General features: G+C 38.4%; 31 protein-coding genes. 3 read left to right on the top strand and 28 right to left on the bottom strand.

Annotated features, from left to right (window positions below; genetic code table 11):
- Nucleotides 1–7: 7 nt before the first annotated feature.
- From rpsK to FZ945_RS02815, 27 genes are all read right to left on the bottom strand, one after another.
- A complete protein-coding gene (gene rpsK, locus FZ945_RS02945; RefSeq protein WP_002941551.1) occupies nt 8–400 on the bottom strand; it encodes a 30S ribosomal protein S11 in 393 nt (130 codons plus the stop codon).
- Between the two features lie 22 nt (nt 401–422).
- Nucleotides 423–791 (bottom strand): 30S ribosomal protein S13, encoded by a 369-nt coding sequence (gene rpsM / locus FZ945_RS02940; protein ID WP_012140556.1) that lies wholly within the window; start codon nt 789–791, stop codon nt 423–425.
- 3 nt (nt 792–794) lie between these two features.
- Nucleotides 795–908 (bottom strand): 50S ribosomal protein L36, encoded by a 114-nt coding sequence (rpmJ, locus tag FZ945_RS02935; protein ID WP_002941545.1) that lies wholly within the window; start codon nt 906–908, stop codon nt 795–797.
- Between the two features lie 189 nt (nt 909–1,097).
- Nucleotides 1,098–1,316 (bottom strand): translation initiation factor IF-1, encoded by a 219-nt coding sequence (gene infA / locus FZ945_RS02930; RefSeq protein ID WP_002848031.1) that lies wholly within the window; start codon nt 1,314–1,316, stop codon nt 1,098–1,100.
- Between the two features lie 33 nt (nt 1,317–1,349).
- Nucleotides 1,350–2,108, bottom strand: coding sequence for a type I methionyl aminopeptidase (map, locus tag FZ945_RS02925; RefSeq protein WP_087583627.1), 759 nt, complete (start codon nt 2,106–2,108; stop codon nt 1,350–1,352).
- A gap of 1 nt (nt 2,109) precedes the next feature.
- Nucleotides 2,110–3,372 (bottom strand): preprotein translocase subunit SecY, encoded by a 1,263-nt coding sequence (gene secY / locus FZ945_RS02920; protein ID WP_009295263.1) that lies wholly within the window; start codon nt 3,370–3,372, stop codon nt 2,110–2,112.
- Nucleotides 3,372–3,773 (bottom strand): 50S ribosomal protein L15, encoded by a 402-nt coding sequence (rplO, locus tag FZ945_RS02915; protein WP_002941506.1) that lies wholly within the window; start codon nt 3,771–3,773, stop codon nt 3,372–3,374. Before rplO ends, secY begins: the two co-directional genes overlap by 1 nt.
- Nucleotides 3,774–3,788: 15 nt before the next feature.
- The gene (gene rpsE / locus FZ945_RS02910) at nt 3,789–4,232 is read right to left on the bottom strand and encodes a 30S ribosomal protein S5 (RefSeq protein ID WP_002941646.1); all 444 of its coding nucleotides are present in this window, start codon (nt 4,230–4,232) and stop codon (nt 3,789–3,791) included.
- A gap of 15 nt (nt 4,233–4,247) precedes the next feature.
- Nucleotides 4,248–4,604, bottom strand: coding sequence for a 50S ribosomal protein L18 (rplR, locus tag FZ945_RS02905; RefSeq protein WP_021091120.1), 357 nt, complete (start codon nt 4,602–4,604; stop codon nt 4,248–4,250).
- Nucleotides 4,605–4,614: 10 nt separating this feature from the next.
- Nucleotides 4,615–5,151 carry a 50S ribosomal protein L6 gene (gene rplF / locus FZ945_RS02900; RefSeq protein WP_002941606.1) on the bottom strand — a complete coding sequence of 179 codons (537 nt, stop codon included), beginning with the start codon at nt 5,149–5,151 and terminating at the stop codon, nt 4,615–4,617.
- 178 nt (nt 5,152–5,329) lie between these two features.
- Nucleotides 5,330–5,725: a 30S ribosomal protein S8 gene (gene rpsH, locus FZ945_RS02895; protein ID WP_148802352.1), complete on the bottom strand. Its 396-nt coding sequence runs from the start codon at nt 5,723–5,725 to the stop codon at nt 5,330–5,332.
- Between the two features lie 9 nt (nt 5,726–5,734).
- Nucleotides 5,735–5,920, bottom strand: coding sequence for a type Z 30S ribosomal protein S14 (locus tag FZ945_RS02890; protein ID WP_002941532.1), 186 nt, complete (start codon nt 5,918–5,920; stop codon nt 5,735–5,737).
- Nucleotide 5,921: 1 nt separating this feature from the next.
- A complete protein-coding gene (gene rplE / locus FZ945_RS02885; protein WP_002941643.1) occupies nt 5,922–6,467 on the bottom strand; it encodes a 50S ribosomal protein L5 in 546 nt (181 codons plus the stop codon).
- A gap of 5 nt (nt 6,468–6,472) precedes the next feature.
- On the bottom strand, nt 6,473–6,709 hold the full coding sequence (gene rplX / locus FZ945_RS02880; RefSeq protein ID WP_002941666.1) for a 50S ribosomal protein L24: 237 nt from the start codon (nt 6,707–6,709) through the stop codon (nt 6,473–6,475).
- On the bottom strand, nt 6,709–7,077 hold the full coding sequence (rplN, locus tag FZ945_RS02875) for a 50S ribosomal protein L14 (RefSeq protein WP_002941516.1): 369 nt from the start codon (nt 7,075–7,077) through the stop codon (nt 6,709–6,711). The genes rplX and rplN overlap by 1 nt, the downstream gene beginning before the upstream one ends.
- A complete protein-coding gene (gene rpsQ / locus FZ945_RS02870) occupies nt 7,077–7,328 on the bottom strand; it encodes a 30S ribosomal protein S17 (protein ID WP_002941511.1) in 252 nt (83 codons plus the stop codon). The genes rplN and rpsQ overlap by 1 nt, the downstream gene beginning before the upstream one ends.
- A gap of 1 nt (nt 7,329) precedes the next feature.
- Nucleotides 7,330–7,524: a 50S ribosomal protein L29 gene (gene rpmC, locus FZ945_RS02865; RefSeq protein WP_002941625.1), complete on the bottom strand. Its 195-nt coding sequence runs from the start codon at nt 7,522–7,524 to the stop codon at nt 7,330–7,332.
- Nucleotides 7,511–7,936, bottom strand: coding sequence for a 50S ribosomal protein L16 (rplP, locus tag FZ945_RS02860; RefSeq protein ID WP_002941572.1), 426 nt, complete (start codon nt 7,934–7,936; stop codon nt 7,511–7,513). The genes rpmC and rplP overlap by 14 nt, the downstream gene beginning before the upstream one ends.
- Before the next feature lie 2 nt (nt 7,937–7,938).
- On the bottom strand, nt 7,939–8,637 hold the full coding sequence (gene rpsC / locus FZ945_RS02855) for a 30S ribosomal protein S3 (RefSeq protein WP_002941650.1): 699 nt from the start codon (nt 8,635–8,637) through the stop codon (nt 7,939–7,941).
- Nucleotide 8,638: 1 nt separating this feature from the next.
- The gene (gene rplV / locus FZ945_RS02850; protein ID WP_009295259.1) at nt 8,639–8,971 is read right to left on the bottom strand and encodes a 50S ribosomal protein L22; all 333 of its coding nucleotides are present in this window, start codon (nt 8,969–8,971) and stop codon (nt 8,639–8,641) included.
- Between the two features lie 11 nt (nt 8,972–8,982).
- A complete protein-coding gene (gene rpsS, locus FZ945_RS02845) occupies nt 8,983–9,264 on the bottom strand; it encodes a 30S ribosomal protein S19 (RefSeq protein ID WP_002941639.1) in 282 nt (93 codons plus the stop codon).
- Between the two features lie 2 nt (nt 9,265–9,266).
- Nucleotides 9,267–10,100, bottom strand: a complete 834-nt coding sequence (gene rplB / locus FZ945_RS02840; RefSeq protein WP_002941522.1) for a 50S ribosomal protein L2 — start codon at nt 10,098–10,100, stop codon at nt 9,267–9,269.
- 1 nt (nt 10,101) lies between these two features.
- Nucleotides 10,102–10,383 carry a 50S ribosomal protein L23 gene (locus FZ945_RS02835; protein WP_002941535.1) on the bottom strand — a complete coding sequence of 94 codons (282 nt, stop codon included), beginning with the start codon at nt 10,381–10,383 and terminating at the stop codon, nt 10,102–10,104.
- A 1-nt stretch (nt 10,384) separates the two neighbouring features.
- Nucleotides 10,385–10,999 (bottom strand): 50S ribosomal protein L4, encoded by a 615-nt coding sequence (gene rplD, locus FZ945_RS02830; RefSeq protein ID WP_002941609.1) that lies wholly within the window; start codon nt 10,997–10,999, stop codon nt 10,385–10,387.
- Entirely contained in the window at nt 10,996–11,574 is a 579-nt protein-coding gene (gene rplC, locus FZ945_RS02825) for a 50S ribosomal protein L3 (RefSeq protein WP_002941563.1), read from the bottom strand. Before rplC ends, rplD begins: the two co-directional genes overlap by 4 nt.
- Nucleotides 11,575–11,594: 20 nt before the next feature.
- Nucleotides 11,595–11,903 carry a 30S ribosomal protein S10 gene (gene rpsJ, locus FZ945_RS02820; protein ID WP_009295257.1) on the bottom strand — a complete coding sequence of 103 codons (309 nt, stop codon included), beginning with the start codon at nt 11,901–11,903 and terminating at the stop codon, nt 11,595–11,597.
- 460 nt (nt 11,904–12,363) lie between these two features.
- Complete coding sequence (locus tag FZ945_RS02815) at nt 12,364–12,981, bottom strand: hypothetical protein (RefSeq protein ID WP_148802350.1); 618 nt, start codon at nt 12,979–12,981, stop codon at nt 12,364–12,366.
- A gap of 148 nt (nt 12,982–13,129) precedes the next feature.
- Between FZ945_RS02815 and FZ945_RS02810 the strand changes: the two genes are divergently transcribed.
- The 3 genes from FZ945_RS02810 (at nt 13,130) to rnhB (ending at nt 15,713) form a co-directional block, all read left to right on the top strand.
- Nucleotides 13,130–14,224 carry an ATP-binding protein gene (locus FZ945_RS02810; RefSeq protein ID WP_148802348.1) on the top strand — a complete coding sequence of 365 codons (1,095 nt, stop codon included), beginning with the start codon at nt 13,130–13,132 and terminating at the stop codon, nt 14,222–14,224.
- A gap of 80 nt (nt 14,225–14,304) precedes the next feature.
- Nucleotides 14,305–15,159 (top strand): S-adenosylmethionine tRNA ribosyltransferase, encoded by an 855-nt coding sequence (locus tag FZ945_RS02805; RefSeq protein WP_148802346.1) that lies wholly within the window; start codon nt 14,305–14,307, stop codon nt 15,157–15,159.
- Entirely contained in the window at nt 15,159–15,713 is a 555-nt protein-coding gene (gene rnhB, locus FZ945_RS02800) for a ribonuclease HII (RefSeq protein WP_148802344.1), read from the top strand. Before FZ945_RS02805 ends, rnhB begins: the two co-directional genes overlap by 1 nt.
- On the opposite strand, the gene FZ945_RS02795 is transcribed toward rnhB, so the two are convergent.
- Nucleotides 15,705–17,282, bottom strand: coding sequence for a DUF4153 domain-containing protein (locus FZ945_RS02795; RefSeq protein WP_148802342.1), 1,578 nt, complete (start codon nt 17,280–17,282; stop codon nt 15,705–15,707). The genes rnhB and FZ945_RS02795 overlap by 9 nt on opposite strands.
- Nucleotides 17,283–17,314 lie beyond the last annotated feature (32 nt).

The following is a 17,314-nucleotide window of genomic DNA, read 5'->3' as shown; positions in this document are numbered from 1 at the left end:
TCTCTAATTATACGCGGCGGCGTTTTGGCGGTCTGCAACCATTGTGTGGTAAAGGTGTGATATCTTTGAAGAAAGTTACTTTTATACCCTCTACACCACCTACACTCTTAACAGCCGTTTCACGTCCGCTACCTGGACCTTGAACCTTGATGCCAACTTCTTTAATGCCGTGCTCTTTTGCTTTATTTAAAGCATCTTCTACGGCTTGTTGAGCTGCATAAGGAGTTGATTTTTTACTACCTTTAAAGCCTAAGCCACCTGCACTACTCCATGCAATAGCATTTCCCATCTCATCAGTTACAGTTACCATAGTGTTGTTAAATGTTGCACTGATATAAACGATACCTTTGGCTATGCTTTTTCTAACTACTTTTTTCTTAACAATTTTTCTTTTCGCCATTTATTATCCTTTAACCCTTGCCTTACTTAGTAGCCGCACCGACAGTCTTACGTCTGCCTTTTCTGGTTCTAGCATTAGTTTTAGTCTTTTGACCACGAACAGGAAGACCTTTTCTGTGGCGAAGACCTCTATAACTTCCAAGATCCATAAGAGCTTTGATATCCATAGCAACTTGTTTTCTCAAGTCACCCTCAACGACGTGGTGCTCTTGAATTTCTTTACGGATAGCTGCTGCTTCGTCTTCGCTAAGCTCATAAACTCTCTTGTCGTAAGAAATTCCAGCTGCGTCAAGAATTTGACGAGATTTATAAAGACCTATACCATAGATATAAGTCAAACCATACTCGATTCTCTTTTTGTTTGGTAAATCTACACCTGCAATACGTGCCATGCTTTATCCTTGTCTTTGTTTATGTTTTGGATTTTCGCAGATAACACGAATTATGCCACTACGTTTGACAATTTTACATTTGTCACACATCTTCTTTACAGAAGGACGAACTTTCATTTTAGTCTCCTAAAAATTTATTCCACTTTTTTAGGGGCTGCATCAGGTCTAAAGAAAGAATTTAAACCAACTATTTTCAAAATAAGTGGGGAACTTTGAAAATAATTCTTCATACAGCTTTTCGCAAATCTTGGATTTTATCCAAAACCAGCTTTAAATTTACTTAGCATATTTGCCACAAAATCAAATTTACTTATATCTATAAGTGATCCTGCCCTTGTCTAGGCTATATGGCGTAAGTTCTACTTTTACGCGGTCGCCAGGCATTATCTTTATATAATGCATTCTCATCTTTCCGGCGATATGACATAAAATTATATGTTTGTTGTCGAGCTCAACTTTAAAAGTTGCATTTGGCAGTGCTTCAACAACATTTCCATCAATCTCAATGACATCGTCTTTTGCCACAAACTCTCCTTTCTTTAAATTTTTCTCTAAATTTCACGCTTGACTTAAAATTTCAGCTTTGCCATTAACTATCGCCATACAATGCTCATAATGGCTAGTTCTCAAACCATCTTTTGAGGTTACTTTCCAGTTATCGCTTCCTAAAACTGGCGTGCCATCTTTTTGGCAGATCATCGGCTCTATACAAAAAACCATTCCCTCTTTTATCTTTGGTCCAGCTTTTGGATTGTTTCCTTCAAGATAGTTTGGAATTTCTGGCTCTTCGTGTGGCCTTTTACCTATGCCATGACCGCAATATCCACGCAAAGGCACATAGCCTCTACCTAGTATAAATTTCTCAAGCTCGTAGCTAATCTCTTTAAAATGCATGCCAGCTCTTATAAAATCAATTGCAAAATATAGCGCGTCTTTTGAGCAAGCGATCAAAGCCTCGTCTTCTTTTGAAATTTTACCAACCCCAAATGTCCTAGCCGAATCACCAAAATAACCATCTAAATTTGAGCCGATATCAACACTAACGATATCGCCCTCTTTTAGTTTGTACTCATTTGGAATTCCGTGTATTACCACTTCATTGACGCTTATGCAAGCTGCATTTGGAAAGCCGTAAAGCCCTTTAAAGGCAGGTTTTGCTCCAGCAGCTCTTATCATATCTTCGCAAATTTTATCTATCTCAAGAAGGGAAATTCCAGGTTTTATGATCGTAGAAACGTGATCAAGTGTTCGAGCGACGATCTTATTCGCCGCTCTCATTTTCTCTATCTCAGCTGGTCTTTTTAGCGTGATAGCCATTTTATAGACCTACTGCACTTAGAGTTTGGTATTTGTTTGTATAAGACTGGGCTTCTATACGTCTCATCGTATCAAGTGCTACTGAAACCACGATAAGCACTGATGTACCACCAAAATAAAATGGTACGCCCATAGTCTTGACAAGTACCCAAGGTAGTGTTGAAATAATACCTAAGTATAAAGCTCCACCTAAAGTTAGTCTGCCAGCTACTTCGTTTAGATAGCTAGCAGTACTTTCGCCTGGTCTAACACCAGGGATAAACCCACCTTGTTTCTTTAAATTTTCACTTATGTCTTTTGTGTTAAATACGATAGATGCGTAGAAAAACGCAAAAAAGATGATAAATAAAAATGTTAAAACATTAAACATATAGCCATTTGGACTTAAAAAGTCGTTGATAGCCTGGATTACTGGATTTGTGCTAGCCTGCAAAATAGTGCTTGGAAACATCAAAATCGCACTAGCAAATATCGGTGGAATAACGCCACTTAAATTTACTTTGATCGGTATATAGTTCATTATACGTTTGTTTTGATTTTCCATTATCACTTTTCTTGAGTAAGAAATAGGGATACGTCTTTCGCCCATCTCGACAAAGATAATAGCACCAATGGTTGCTAGAATAATCACCAAAATAGCGATAACTGTTAGGAAATTCATCTCAGAAGTATTTACCAAATTTACAGTTCCGCCGATCGCACTAGGTATGCCAGAGACGATGCCCGCAAAGATGATAAGACTTATACCATTGCCTATACCGCGCTGTGTGATCTGCTCGCCTATCCACATAAGTAGCATAGTACCAGTTAGCATAGATACAGCAGAGATCGCGATAAATAAATTCATATCTATCATGATAGCCTGCTCACCACCACGACCGCTTAAGCTTTGAAGTCCGATAGAAACGCCGATTGATTGTACAAGAGTGATAACGATAGTTGCATAACGTATGATTTGCATATATTTTTGCATACCGTCGCGCTCTTTTTTCATCTGACCTAACTTTGGAAATGTTGCTGCTAGAAGCTCCATGATGATCGAAGCTGTGATGTAAGGCATAATGCCTAGAGATATGATACTTAAACGCTCAGCGGCTTTACCACTAAACATATTAAATAGACCCAAGGCGTTGCTATTGTTTGAATTGAAAAATTCTTTAATTACGTCGACATTAACACCAGGAACTGGCACATAAGCCAGTATCCTGTATGCGAACAAAAATGCCAACGTGATTAAAATCTTGTTGGTCAGTGTTTTATCCATTATTTTGTTCCGCTAACGCTAACGTTCTCGTCTTTGATCTTTGAAGCAAGAGCTTTTGCGCTTGCACCGATTAGTTTTATCTTAGTAACGCTCTTTGAAATTTTATGAACGCTAGCTATTGTTGCTATTGAAATTTCCGCAAGCTCTTTTATAGCTGCGATCTTTTCAACATTGATAACATAAGGTTTTTCAAATTTAGAAGCAAAGCCTACCTTTGGAAGACGTCTTTGAAGTGGTTGTTGTCCGCCCTCAAAACCTCTTTTTTCATTGTAGCCTTTTCTTGCTCTTTGACCTTTATTACCTTTGCCAGCAGTTTTGCCATTGCCACTGCCTTGACCACGACCTATTCTTTTAGTTGCATGAGTTGAACCTGCAGCAGGTGTTAATTTTTCTAATGCCATCTTAACTCCTTTCTCTTAGCTTTTTAGCAAACTAAGTGCTTTTATAGTAGCACGAACGACGTTTGCTGAGTTGTTTGAGCCAAGTGATTTAGTAAGGATATCCTTAATACCTGCAAGCTCGATAATAGGACGTGCACTACCACCAGCGATAACACCAGTACCTTCGCTAGCTGGGCGAAGTAGCATTCTACTTGCGTTATATTTTACCTCTACATCGTGAGGGATAGTTGTGCCCTTGATCTTAACGTGGATAATATTTTTAAATGCGTCGTCAATCGCTTTTCTCATCGCATCTGGCACCTCTTTAGCTTTGCCATATCCAAAGCCAACTAGGCCATTTCTATTACCAACAACAACTAAAGCTGTAAATCTAAATCTACGACCACCTTTAACAACCTTTGTAACCCGACCGATATCGACGATTACTTCTTCAAATTCTTCTCTATTATATTTTTCCATCGATTTTCCTTTGGGTTATAGCTTGATGCCATTTTCTCTTAAAGCTTCAGCAAATGCTGCAATAACACCATGGTATAAATAACCATTTCTATCAAAAACTGCAACATCTATCTTCTTAGCTTTTAAAGCCTTAGCAAATTCTTTAGCTAAAGTGACCGCACCTTCTTTGTTTGCTTTTATGCCTATTTTTCTACCATCAACTGCAGCTAGTGTAGTAGCTGTAACGTCGTCAATCGCTTGAACATAAAGAGTCCTGTTTGATTTGAAAATAGAAACTCTTGGGCAAGTTGCAACACCAGAAATTTTACCTCTGATTCTTCTTTTTCTCTTAATTCTAAGAGCGATTTTTCTTTTTAGTACTTTTGCTGTCATTTACCGCCCCTTACTTCTTAGATGTCTTGCCCGCTTTGCGGATGATACGTTCTTCTAGATATTTAACGCCCTTGCCTTTATATGGCTCAGGTGGTCTAAATCCTCTAACTTGAGCAGCCACTTGACCTACTACTTGTTTGTCGTCACCTTTGATAGTAATAACGTTTTTATCAACGCTAGCTTCAACGCCTGCTGGTAGCTCATAGTTGATAAGGTGTGAAAAACCAAGAGAAAGCTCTAAAATTTTACCTTTTGCAGCTGCTTTATAACCAACGCCGTTGATCTCAAGCTGGCGAGTAAAGCCATGAGTGATACCAGTTACGATGTTGTTAGCAAGTGCTCTATATGTTCCCCAGTAAGCTCTGCTTTGGCGATCTTCGCCCTTTGGAGCAAAAACTATATGACCATTTTCTATCTTGACATCAACGTGACCTTTTGTGTCAAGCTCTTTTAAGTGATTGCCCTTTTTAAATTTTAGGACATTATTTTCAACGCTAACGTCTACACCACTTGGGATAGCGATAGGCTGTTTTCCAATACGTGACATTTTTTTCCTTTACTTGTCTAGGGTGTTCCTACATTTACGAATAAACACCACAATGCCGTAAATTTGATCGTCAAATTTGACGAAACCTGACTAAATTTAGCCTTGGCGAAATATAAAATTTCACCTAGCTAAAGTTAAATTTCTAAATTTAAAACAACGCCAAAACGCTGCTTTACTATTACCAAACGGTGCAAAGAACCTCGCCACCAACGCCAGCTTTACTTGCTTCAATACCGCTCATAACGCCTTTGCTTGTGCTAACGATAACTGTTCCGTAACCATTTTTAAAACGCTTAATGTCGTCTTTGCCTTGATAAACACGACGACCAGGTTTTGACACCCTTTTAAGCTCGTTTATAACGCTTCTGCCGTACTCGTCATACTTTAAAACTACGTTTATAAATTTCTTGTTACCTTCTTCAATAACGTTGTAGCTCTCTACATAGCCTTTTGCTGTAAGGATAGAAAGAGTAGCTTCAACAACCTTAGAATGAAGCAATTTTGCAGTCTCAAGTCTTCTCATACTTGCATTTCTAATGCGTGTTAATCCATCTGATATTAAATCGTTCAACATTTCTCTTCCTTACCAACTTGCTTTTTTAAGACCAGGTATTAGGCCTTCGTTAGCCATTTTTCTTAGGCAAACACGGCAAATTCCAAAATCTTTATAAACAGAGTGCGGACGACCGCAAATTTGGCATCTAGTATAGCCGCGAACCGCAAATTTTGGCTTGCGTGCAGCTTTTGCTATCATTGATTTCTTTGCCATTTTACTTTCCTTTTGCAAACGGCACACCAAATAGCTCTAGCAATTTGAATGCCTCTTTATCATTTTTAGCCGTAGTAGCAATCGTAATATTCATACCATGAGTTCGTAAAATTTTATCATACTCAACCTCTGGAAACATTAGCTGCTCGCTAAGACCAAAGTTATAGTTTCCACGTCCATCAAAGCCATTTTTTGGAAGACCACGGAAGTCTTTAACTCTTGGAAGAGCAACGCTTATTAGCTTATCTAAGAAAGCATACATTTGCTCTTTTCTCAAAGTTACTTTGATACCAACAGGGAAACCCTCGCGAACTTTAAAGCCAGCAACTGATTTTTTAGCATCAGTGATAACCGCTTTTTGTCCAGCGATAAGTGAAATGGTATCAGCCATATTTTGAAGCACTTTCTGATCTTTCGCAGAGTCTCCAGCGCCTACACTGATCACGATTTTCTCGAGCGCAGGTATAAGCATTGGATTTTTGATGTCAAATTCTTTTACGAGAGCTGGCTTGATAGTTTCGTTAAATTTATCTTTTAATCTACTCATATCTCTTATCCTTCAACTTTCGCGACGTTTGATATATCAATTGGCATCTCTTTATTTACGTGACCACCATTTGGAGTTTTTTCGCTTGGTTTGATAGCTTTTTTAGCTATTTTGCATCCCTCAACTATAACCTGACCTTTTTTTGCAAGAACTGCTAAAATTTTACCAGTTTTGCCTTTATCGTCACCAGCGATGATCTTTACAGTATCACCTTTTTTGACTTTAAATTTTACATTAGCCATTATAAAACCTCCGGAGCTAGCGAAACAATCTTCATAAAGTTAGCATATCTAACTTCACGTCCAACTGGTCCAAAAATACGAGTGCCGACTGGCTCTTTTTTGCTATCAAGTATAACAGCTGCGTTCTCGTCGAAGCGGATTAGCGAACCATTATCTCTTTGAACCTCTCTTTTAGTTCTTACAACAACAGCTTTTACAACCTGTCCTTTTTTGATCTTACCATTTGGAAGAGCTTTTTTAACAGAGCAAACTATGATATCGCCAAGTGTAGCGTATCTTCTTTTGCTGCCGCCAAGAACTTTTATACACATTAACTCTTTTGCGCCGCTGTTATCAGCAACTGCAAGTCTTGTAAAACTTTGAATCATTACTCAACTCCCTTTGCCAATACAGCTTTTAAGCGAAAATTCTTGCGAGCTGAAAGTGGCCTGCACTCAACCGCAACAACTGTATCGCCTGCTCTTGTCTCATTTTTCTCATCATGAACTAAATACTTCTTAAAGCGTTTTACAAATTTATGGTATCTTGGGTGCATAACGCGTCTTTCTACCAAAATAGTAGCTGTTTTATCTCCAGCTTTTTGTAAAACAACACCTTGAATTTCTCTTTTTAATGCCATTTTACGCCCCTTGTCTTGTTGCACTAATTGCAGTGTTGATCTGAGCTATCTCTTTGCGAACAGCACTAATCTCATTAGGGTTGCTTAACTGCATAGTTTTTAGCTTTTGTCTCAATGTAAATAAAAGCACCTTTTTCTCTTTTAGCAACGCGTTTAATTCTGCAACGCTCTTATCTTTTAACTCAGTATATTTCATTTTCACTCTCTCGCGTTACAAATTTTGATTTGAAAGGAAGTTTGTGTAGAGCCAAAGTTAAAGCTTCACGAGCCAACTCTTCGTCAACACCAGCCATTTCAAATATTATACGACCAGGTTTAATATTCATAACCCACTCTTCAACTCCTGCCTTACCTTTACCCATACGAGTTTGTAGAGGTTTTTTTGTAAGTGGCTTATCAGGGAAAACCCTAATCCAAATTTTAGCCTGTCTCTTTACGTGACGAGTTAGAGCTTGACGAGCAGCTTCTATTTGGCGTGAATTTACTCTACCAGCTTCAACAGCTTTAAGTGCAAATTCGCCAGTTGCCAAAGATGCTCCACGAGTCGCATAACCACGGTTGCGACCTTTCATTTGCTTACGAAATTTAGTTCTTTTAGGCATCAACATAATTATTTACCTCTTCTTGCTCTACGTGTTTTCTTAGGTGCTTCTTCTTCAGTTTTCTCGGGTTGAACACCTTTTTGAAGAACCTCACCTTTAAAAATCCATACTTTAATACCTATGTTTCCATAAGTTGTATGAGCCTCAGCTACACCGTAATCTATCTTTGCTCTAAGAGTATGAAGCGGAACGCGACCTTCTAGATACCACTCGGTTCTTGCCATCTCAGCGCCACCTAAACGACCAGCAACTGAAATTTTGATACCTTTAGCGCCTGATTTTTGAGCACCTTGGATAACTTTTTTCATAGCACGTCTAAATGCGACACGCTTTTCAAGTTGCATAGCTACGTTTTCAGCAGCAAGTTGAGCTGAAGCTTGAGCTTTTCTTTCTTCTTTGATATTTACATTTACTTCTTTACCGATAAGTTTGCTAACTTCGTTCTTTAGGTTTTCAACATCTTGACCTTTTTTGCCGATGATGATACCAGGACGAGCTGCAACTACGGTTACACGAAGTTTTTTAGCCGTTCTTTCGATTAGAATTTGGCTAATTCCTGCATAGTAAAGTTTTTTCTTTAAAAATGCACGAATTTTATAATCTTCACCGATATTTTCAGGAAGACTTTGTTTGGTTGGAAACCATCTAGATTCCCAGTTGCGGTTAATTCCTAGTCTAAGACCTATTGGATTTACTTTTTGTCCCATATTATGCTTCCTTCTTTTCAGGTTTAGATACTTCTACCATTACATGAGAAGTAGGTTTGCGAATTTTGCTCGCTGTTCCTCTTGCTCTTGGTCTAAATCTCTTTAATACAGGACCAGCGTCAACGCGGCAACTAGTTACTACAACTTCTTCTGGCTCAAATCCGCCATTTGCTACTGCTGAGCTAATAGCGTTTGCTATAAATTTAGCACCACGATTTGGCATAAATTGCAAGCTTGCAAGTGCTAGCTCGGCATTCATACCTTGAACTTCTCTTGCTATAAGTCTTGCTTTTGTAGGAGAAAGTCTTACGAATTTTATAATTGCTTTACTCATATCATCTCCCCTTACTTGCCGATTTTCTTTTGCACTGAGCCTTTATGACCCTTAAATGTGCGTGTTGGAGCAAATTCGCCAAGTTTATAGCCTATATGATTTTCTGTAACATATACAGGAATAAAGCTCTTGCCATTATGAACGTTAAATGTTAGTCCAATCATTTCAGGTACAATCGTGCTACGTCTTGACCAAGTTTTGATTGGTTTGTTATCGTTTGCATTTTTTGCGGCAATAACTTTTTTCATTACATGATCATCTACGAAAGGACCTTTTTTGAGTGATCTTGCCATCTCTATTTTCCTTTCCTTCTTGAAATTATAAGCTTATCGCTAGCTTTTTTACGGCGAGTCTTAGCACCTTTGGTTGGTTTACCCCATGGAGTAACTGGGTGACGGCCTGAATTTTTCTTACCTTCACCACCACCGTGTGGGTGATCAACTGGGTTCATAGCAGAACCACGTGTTTGTGGGCGGATACCGCGGTAGCGATTACGTCCAGCTTTACCTATAGTGATGTTAGCCCAGTCTTCGTTGCCAACTACACCGATACTTGCCATACACTCAGCTAGTACTTGTCTCATCTCACCACTTGGCATTCTTAGGATAACATACTTCTCTTCTTTACCCATTAGCTGAGCATAACCGCCAGCTGAACGAGCTATCTGAGCGCCTTTGCCAGGTTTTAGCTCTACGTTATGAACGATAGTACCAACTGGGATAAATCTTAATTTCATAGCGTTGCCTGGTTTAATATCTAGTGAGCCCTCATCGATAGATGCGATAACATCACCAACATTTAGGCCGTTTGGTCTAATGATGTAGCGCTTTTCACCATCTTTATAAGCTATAAGAGCGATACGGCAGTTTCTGTTTGGATCGTACTCAATCGCTTCAACTTTACCTTCTATACCAAATTTGCGACGTTTAAAGTCGATGATACGATAAAGTTTTTTTGCACCTGCTTCTTTATGTCTTGAAGTTATACGACCATTGTTGTTTCTACCGCCAGTTGCAGGTAGTTTAACAAGCAAGCTTCTAACGCTTGGTTTAGCTGTTATATCTTCAGAGCTTAGTCCAGTCATATATCTACGACTAGGTGTATATGGTTTATATGATTTTATAGCCATCTTACGCCTCCGTATTTTCTAGGCTTACGCCTTCAGGTAACTTAACGTAGAATTTCTTTATCTCGTCACGTTGGCCTGCTCTTCCTCTAAAACGCTTAACCTTGCCGCTAATTCTAAGTGAATTTACGCGAACAGGCGTTACTCCAAAATACTCTTGCAAAACCGCTTTTAAGCTGTTTTTTGTAACTCTTGGTGAAGTTTGGATAACAACAACGCCTTGTTCTTGAAGGCCTAGAGTTTTTTCTGTATAAATAATTGTTTTGATATCAGTTATATCCGCCATTTTAGCCCTCTTTTGTTATAGTTTTTAGTGCAGCTTTTTCAATAATAACCGAACTAAATGTAGAGACAAGATAAGCATTTACCTCATTTGCATCTACTACATAGCAGTTTGCTAAATTTCTAAAAGCAAGTAGTGTTTTATCGTCTAGTAAATCTTTAACGATAAGCGCATCTTTTACTTTTAAATTTTTGATGATATTAGCTGCATCTTTTGTCTTTCCAGACTCGATTGAGATGCTATCTACTGCGAAAATTTTACCATCTTGTGCTTTTGCTGCCAAAGCGTACTCAAGAGCTAGTCTTTTTTGTTTTTTATTGACTTTTTGAAAATAGTTTTTCTCGTTTGTTGGACCAAATGCAACTGCACCGCCTACCCAAACGTTAGTTCTAGTTGAACCTGCTCTTGCACCACCACGTCCTTTTTGTCTCCATGGTTTTTTACCACCACCGCTTACAAAAGCACGGCTTTTAGTATGAGCCGAATTTGCTCTTATACCAGCAAGGTAAGATTTTACATAAAGATATAGGTTGTGCGGATTTACTTCAGCGTAGCTTGCAGGAAGCTCTAACTCGCCTGAATTTTCAAATTTATCGTTTAGTACGTGAATTTTACTCATTTTACAATCCTTATTTTACCCATTGCACCATTGTGACCAGGAACGCAACCTTTTACAACTACGATGCCATTTTGAGCGTCAAAGCTTATTAGCTCGTTTTTAACAGTAACTTTCTCATTGCCCATGTGTCCTGCCATTTTCATACCTGGTTGAACACGACCTGGCCATTCGCAGTTACCGATTGAACCGTGGCGTCTGTGGAAACGTGAGCCGTGGCTTTTTGGACCACCACCGAAACCATGTCTTTTTACCACACCTTGGTAGCCTCTACCTTTTGAGTTAAAGCTAACTTTTAAAATTTTAGCCTCATTTAATGGTGTAAAGTCTAGGTTTCCAACTTCGCTATTAGCTACTTCAAGCGTAGCAAATTTGTTAAATTCTGCAGTCAGATTGTATTTCTTTTGCTGACCAGCGATAGCTTTGTTGTTTGCTTTAGTGTGGGCATACGCTACGATAGCACGTTTGTTTTCGTCGATCTCACATACTTTAGCCTCAACTAGCTTAAGCAGTGTAACTGGCGTACTCTTCGTGGCAATCGTTCTACTCATGCCTATTTTTTCTACAATATATTCCATACTCTTATCCTTTTGTCCGCTTACTTCATCGCACGAACTTCGACATTAACTTCTGGAGCTAGGTCGAGTTTTGTTAGGCTATCTACAGTTTCTGGAGTAGCAGCTACGATGTCAAGCATACGAGCGTGTATTCTCATCTCAAACTGCTCACGTGAGTCTTTGTTGATGTGTGGAGATTTTAAGACTGTATAGCGTTTGATCTTTGTAGGCATTGGTACCGGGCCACGAACGTCGGCACCTGTTCGTTTGACAGCTTCTACGATTGCTGCAACAGTGCGGTCTAGAACTCTATGGTCGTAAGCTTTTAGCTTTAACCTGATTCTTTCCATGTGTTTTCCTTTAAAAAGAACTTGTCGCAAACTCGCGACCTCTTTACATCAAAATAACCCGCATAGGATCAAGCGATCGTACGAGCAAGACATAGGTCTTTCGTAAAGAGACTGCGATTTTACAAAAAAGCTATTATAGTTGTCAAGAAAAACGCTATTTTTTGTTGAATTTTGATTAATTATTTCCTTTTAATAAGGAAAGTATATAGAGTGCTTAAATTTTATTTTATACAACAATATTTACTTACAAGGCGATTAAAAAATATTTTCTTTTCGTGTGATAGTTGAAGATTTTATTCAAAAATGCACCACTGGAGAATTGATTTTAGCTGCTATTGGGATTATATTACTTGTTTGGTATGTTGTAGATTACTACAATGTTGGTTAAACATTGTAGTAAAATAAGAAGCTATTTAAGATACTCTAAATTTTTCCATCCTGACGCATCTTTATATATATATCACATGTGATTACTATCATATAATACAGAGTCCCATTTTTTATCTCTATTTTTTATCTTATCATTATATTCTTTTGTTTTTTCTCTATCATCGAGATATTTGTATATTTCACGTAAATCTCTACATATATACCCACTTTTAAGCTCGTTGCAACCATGCTCAAGCATTTGAAGCCCTGCTCCTGATTTGGTAGTAATTATTTTTGCAAAATCTGTGTCTATGGTGCTAGTATTTTGATTTTTTTTAGCGAAATATACAATTTTATCTCTAGTTAAATCAAACGCTGGTATTCTGCAAGCTGGAGCGAATTTTTTATCATAGCAATATTCTGGCACTGTTTTTTCATAAAAATTTGCTACTTTCTTAATATCTTTACTAGCTAAAGCTTCTAGTTTATCTAGCCAAAGGCAACCTAAATCATTGCCTTGATCTAAACACCAATATTTTGCATCATTAATTCTTAAACCCTTTTCTGAGAAAGAGCTTAATGATATTAGTTCTTTCTCACCGCTATAATCATAATTTGGCTTTTCTCTACTACTTCCAAAGCCCCAAGCATATACGCTACTTGTGGCCAACACGCTGGCTAAGACTGAAGCTAAAATTTGCTTTTTCATTATATTTTCTCCTTTGTAAATTCAAAAAGCAAATCATTCTACTGCCCCCCCCTTAAGAATAAATTAATTACAAATATAATATAGATTTAAATATTATTCCTTTTTAAAAGGAAGTGGCTATAATTTCAGAAAGTCAAAAAGGTCAAATTTGAAAAGTTTAGAAACGCTCTATCAAGCACCCATTAAAAATGCTAAATTTATCCCCAGAAAATATGAGATTATCTCGCCAAGGACGCTTATAATAGGCGCTATTTCAAGTGGTAAAACAGCCCTTGTTTATGAGTTTTTGAGCCATTATAAAAGCGAGGAGAGACTTTATATAAATTTAGACGATATAAGGATAGATAGAGCCTCGCTTTTAGCAAATTTAAAAGAGTTTTTAGAAAAAAACAGCCAGATAAAGGTGCTCGCAGTTGAAAATTTACAAGGCGCTGATCTTGTAAATTTAGACTTCTTAAAGGACGCTGCACTTGAAAATATCATCCTTACAAGCAAGGAATTTTCACTCTCGCTTGAGGGCTTTGCACGCATAAATTTAAACTATCTTGACTACGAGGAATTTATACTATTTTTTAAGAAAAATTTGGACCAAGACCTGCTTTTTAGCTACTTTTTGGCCCATGGTAACGAGATAGCAAGCGCCTTTTTGGACTCCAGCGAGGTCACAGCTCACTTGCAGCATCTCTTAAGAGCAAATTTAAACGAGCAAAGCATCGCTATCCTAAAAGAGTGCGCGACAAAGTGCCACGACACCATAAGCGCCTTTGGGATTTATAAAAATCTAAAAGAACAGATGAAAATTTCAAAAGATAGCGTTTATGGCGTGATAAGCTGGCTAAATGAGAGCGGATACGTGGAGTTTGTGCCAAATTTAGATGAGAGTAGCACGAGTAAGAAAATTTACTTTACAAATTTCGCCCTTCGCAACACTTTGTGCCTAAAAAAGGACTTTTTGGCTGTCTTTGCAAATGTCGTTTTTTGTGAGCTGCTTAAATTTAAAGATGAAATTTACTATACAAAAGAGATCGATTTTTTCCTTACTAAAAGGAAGCTTGCGATCATCTGCGTCCCATTTTCTGCGCCTGAGATCGTCTTTTTGAAATTTAAAAAACTCCATGCAAGCCTAAAAGAGCTAGGCGTTAGCAAACTTCAAATCATCAGCGTCGCAAACCAAGCTGAGCAAAGCATCGAGGGGATAAAGTGCGAGATCTTGCCATTTTCTAGGTGGAGCCTAGGTTTATAAATTTAAACTCTTTGTTTGATTATCATTTTAAAAGACTAGAGATAAAATAGTTATAATCAAAAAAACTATAAAGGACGGACATGAGAGCATTTTTTGGGATCTTATTCATCGCTGCAAGCCTTTTTGGCTACGAGATAAACCACGAAAACTGGGCTAAATTTTATAAATTTAGTGGCGATGCAAATGGTGTGAAATTTGAAGTTTATATGAACTATTTTAAAGATGAATTTGAAAATTTCAAACAAAGCAAGAGCTTTAAAGTCCCACCTAAGATAAGCGGCCACATTTTTTTTGACGGCGCAAAATACGACTATGAAAAGGGCTCTTTTGAGCAAAATGGCAGTGAAATTTCGTCACTAAATGCGGTCTCAGACAAGATAAATTTAGACATTAAAAACGAAAACGGCGAGCTAAAAGGTAAGATAATCGTCAAAAACAAAGCCTACAACGCCACCGTAAAAGAAGAAAAAGAGTATGAAATCCTAAATATCGGCATCCAAATGACCGAGTCAAACGGCACGAGATATGAAGCGATCACTAACGACATATTCGCTAAAGACTCAGCCAAAAAATACAAAAACAAGCTTCTTGCAGAGTTTTACGACCTAAAAAGCGAGCGCAAAAAATGGCCAAACAACCAGTATGAGAGCCTAAAAGAGATCTACTACATCAACGACAAGATCAAGAGCGTTTGCACCTATAAAAACGAAAAAACAAACTGCGAGGTGATCTCGCTTGCAACAAACAAAAAGCTAAAGCTAAAGCAAATTTTTAAAGATATGAATAATGAACATCTAAAAGCAGTCCTAGCAACCGCTGGCGTGAGCGACAACTTCGTGCTTTCGCCGCTTGGGCTTACATTTTTAAACGAGGAGCAAATCAGCGTGCCACTTGAGGAGCTAAGACCTTACTTTAGCGATGAAGTCGGGCTGTAATGGCTAAAATTTGCGGTATCGATGAGGCTGGACGTGGGGCGTTAGCTGGACCACTAAGCGTGGCTGCTTGCGTACTAAATAGTGAAATTCCTGGCCTAAACGACTCCAAAAAACTAACCGCAAAACGGCGCGAGGAGCTCTTTAAAGAGATCACAAAAAGCTCAAATTTCCTTATTGCCTACTTCTCAAACGCCCAGATAGATGAGCTTGGGCTAAGTGAGTGCCTAAGGCGCGCGCTCAAGCTTTTTAAGGCGCATTTTGAGGGCTTTGAGATCATTTACGATGGAAATTTAGACTACGGCGTGGGTATAACCACGATGATAAAGGCTGACGGCAAGGTAGCTAGCGTAAGTGCAGCCAGCATCCTAGCAAAAGTAAGCCGTGACTGCTTGATGAACGGCTGGGATAAATTTTATCCAGCATACGGCTTTGCAGGGCACAAGGGATATGGCACGAAGTTGCACATAGACGCCATAGCTAAATTTGGCTACTCAGACTTTCATAGAAAAAGCTTTGTCATAAAGCCAAAACTCACGCAGGGCTCGCTATTTTAGCTGCGCATCCTCCATATAAAAAAGCACGCTTGCGCCGTAAAATTTATAAACTCCGTTTTTTTGCACGATTTCCATAGAGCGCAGAACAAAGACCCTTTTGCCTACTTTAAGGATCAAAAGCTGCTCTTTTAGCTGCTCAAATACCTCAGCGCCAAAGTCGCCGTCTGGCTTTAAATTTAAACTCGCAAGCGCTTTTTCTAGGTGCTTTTGCATATTTATACTAACTCTTTCATTATCTAGCTGCATAACGAGCTCATCGCCATTTGTGCTGCTTGAGACTACGCTTTTTATGGTCGCCTCTTTGACATTTATGCCGATATTGCCTGAGTTAATGCTAAATACCTGCCACTTTTTCTCTGAGATACTCTCTAAATTTGATATAAATTTTTTATTTTCTAGTGCAAATTTATCGCCGTTTTCTACTAAAAAGTCAAATTTATCTTGCAAAAAGTAAAGCTTCTCTTCGCCGATCTTACTCACGTCGCCACTTAGCAAGCCGCTACTATCAAACAAATTTAGCGACCTTAACTCTCTTAGTAAAAGCTCTTTTTGAGAATTTATGGTAAGCAGCTTCGTATCAAGGACAAAATGGGTGAAAAATATGCCAAATACCATAAAAAATGCTAGAAATTTATAAGGAAAATCCCTAAAAAATATCATCACAAAATAGCTCAAATTTGCGAATATCACGCAGGCGATGAGATAGATCCTAGGCTCACTTAGGCCGTACTCGCCGACTCTGTGCATGATGCCCCACCAAAGCAAAACGCTAGGCAAGATGACAAAAAGTGGCAAGAGCTTAAAAATTTGATCATAAATTTGGCTTTTGATAAGTAAATTTAGCCCTCTTAAAACAAAGCCAGCGATCAAGCAGGCAAGCACGATATAGGCCACTCCACCGCGTGGCAACTCAAGTAAAATAAGCCTATAAATGCAGTATAAATTTAAAAGCGCCACATAGATGATGAGCAGGGGATTTAGGATGAAATTTATGGCGATCTTGATGAAATTTAAGAGTCTGTACTCGCTAAATTTGCTCTCAAAAAAGAGAAATAGACATGGCAGACCAAAAGAGGTCAGCGTCAAGTAGAGCCTCTGTGTCCTGTGGCTGGTTGAGAGCTCCAGCCCAAATAGGTAGTTAAGCCCCGCACAAACAGCAAAAATGCCAAGAAAAAAAAGGTGAAAAAGGGCAAATGAGATGAGTAAATTTAATAGTCTTGCTAGGCTCTCGCTTATAAATTTTTCATTATCTTTGGCGAAATTTAAAGATAATAAAAGCACAAAAGCCATGAGATAAAGTGCCACAAGATCGCTGGCATGACCGCTTAGCTTAAGGCCAAAAAAGTAAAGGCTAGCTCCAAATATCAAAAAGTATAAAGGGAGTAAAATTTGCCTTTTATTTAGATAGATAGCGACCAAAAGTAGCGGCTCAAGCAGCCAAAATCCTCTGTAATCCTCAATGATCTGACTTGAACTAAGAAAAATAGTAGGCAGACTAAACGCCAAAATGGTAAGTAGCAAAATTTTTTTATCAGCAAATGCAGCTTTTAGCTCGGTGATGATATGCAAGGTCGTCCTTTAAAGGATGAAATTTAGCCACA

Origin of the sequence: Campylobacter concisus (assembly GCF_902460535.1) — a bacterium.
In the GTDB taxonomy this organism is placed as follows: Bacteria; Campylobacterota; Campylobacteria; order Campylobacterales; family Campylobacteraceae; genus Campylobacter_A; species Campylobacter_A concisus_AS.
This window is presented reverse-complemented; position numbering and strand designations above follow the sequence as displayed.